Annotated in this window: 3 protein-coding genes; all 3 read left to right on the plus strand. The window is 38.8% G+C overall.

Annotation, left to right across the window (positions count from 1 at the left end):
• Positions 1 to 753 (plus strand): ATP-binding protein (locus tag ASC50_RS00425; protein ID WP_158648208.1); only part of this gene is annotated, 753 nt, incomplete at its 5' end.
• 56 nt (positions 754 to 809) lie between these two features.
• Positions 810 to 1,169, plus strand: coding sequence for a hypothetical protein (locus ASC50_RS00430; RefSeq protein ID WP_056928553.1), 360 nt, complete (start codon positions 810 to 812; stop codon positions 1,167 to 1,169).
• Between the two features lie 97 nt (positions 1,170 to 1,266).
• On the plus strand, positions 1,267 to 1,661 hold a 395-nt coding region (locus ASC50_RS00435), incomplete at its 3' end, for an AAA family ATPase (protein WP_158648209.1).

The following is a 1,661-nucleotide window of genomic DNA, read 5'->3' on the forward strand; positions in this document are numbered from 1 at the left end:
GAGCCAAAGCGCACAGAACGGTTTGATTATCCCACCGATGCCATTCGCGAAATTGTTATCAATATGGTAGTACATCGCGACTATCGTGACAGTTCGGGAAGTGTTATTAAAATTTTTGACGACAGAATGGAATTTTACAATCCGGGCAAACTTTATGGCGGAAATACCCTTGAAGGACTGCTTTCGGGAAAATATTCTTCAAAATCGCGCAACAAATTGGTTACCAAGGCATTTAAGGAAATGGGAGAGATAGAAAAATACGGCACCGGCATTACCCGTGTGCAGGATATTTGCAGGAATTATGGAGTGAGAGAGCCATTGTTTGAGGAAATTACAAATGGCTTTCAGGTAACGCTGTATAAAGAAAAATTGCCTGACTTTATACCTCCGAAAAATGCGATGTTGGTTGATAATTCAAAAACCGACCTAAAAACCGACCTAAAAACCAGCATAGAAACTACTGAAATTGATGATTCAAAAACTGACCTAAAAACCGACCTAAAAACTGACCTAAAAACCGACTTAAAAACCGACCTAAAAACCGACCTAAAAACTGATGAGATTGATGATTTGATACTGTCGTTAATTGAGGAGAATCCGCTTCTAACAATTCCTGAGATTGCACAAAAAACAGGGAAAAAACTAACTGCCACTAAAGAGAGGTTAAACAAACTGAAAACCGCAGGTTTGCTTGACCGCGTAGGTGGCAAAAGGGGAGGGTATTGGAAAATAAAAGCATTATTTGATCGATAATTCGCAAAATAGAACGATTTTAGTTACCTTTGCGCCGAAATAAAAAAATTAGTAATATGGATTTTACAACCGCACAAAAGAAAACCGCCCGCGAACTAATCAACAAAGCCCTCCAAAACGAAAGCAGGGAATGTTTAGAAAAGGCAGAAGCATTGCTGCAAAATCGCAAGCATAACGATTTGTCCAATTATCAAATATGCGTAGATTTGTTCAATTTGATAACAAATTTTGACAAATATGTGGCGAAGCGGTATGATGGGCTACCAAGTTCATACTATTTTACTGCAATAATTGGATTGTATGTGGATGAGGTGTTGACAGGTGAGGATTTGGATGCTTTGGGTGAGGCTGCAAAAGCTGCGATATTGAGGGGAGCTGGGATTTTTGACGGTAAAATTTTTACAGAGCGATTTTGAAAAGATAGCGAATACAAGACGTGGATGCTGAATTTTATGCATGATAAAAAACATGTGACAAAATAAATTGTACCTTTGTCCCCAAAAACAAAAAATTATGGAAACAAAAACAGTGAAGCGGTTGCCTTATGGCACTTCCAATTTTGAAAAATTGATTATCGAAAACTATGCTTATGTGGATAAGACATGGTTTCTTGAACAGCTTGAAAATGAGGTTAATTCATATCAGTTTTTCATCCGTCCGCGCAAATTCGGCAAGAGTCTGTTCTTCTCTTTGCTTGAGCATTACTATGACGTAAACCGAGCAGCAAATTTTGAAAATCTGTTCGGCGGGCTTTACATTGGCAAGCATCCTACGCCGAAAAAGAACGCTTATGCCGTGTTGAAATTCGACTTTTCGGGTATAGACACGTCCAACGAAGACAGGTTTCGGACTTCTTTTTCCGGTAAAATACAAAAGGCTGTTCGTCAGTTTGTTGCCCTTTATCGAAA

The organism is Candidatus Symbiothrix dinenymphae (assembly GCF_001431085.1).

Bases quoted from the DNA above. Each gene is read 5' to 3' on its own strand.
- ASC50_RS00430 (WP_056928553.1), top strand. From the start codon at position 810: ATGGATTTTACAACCGCACAAAAGAAAACCGCCCGCGAACTAATCAAC.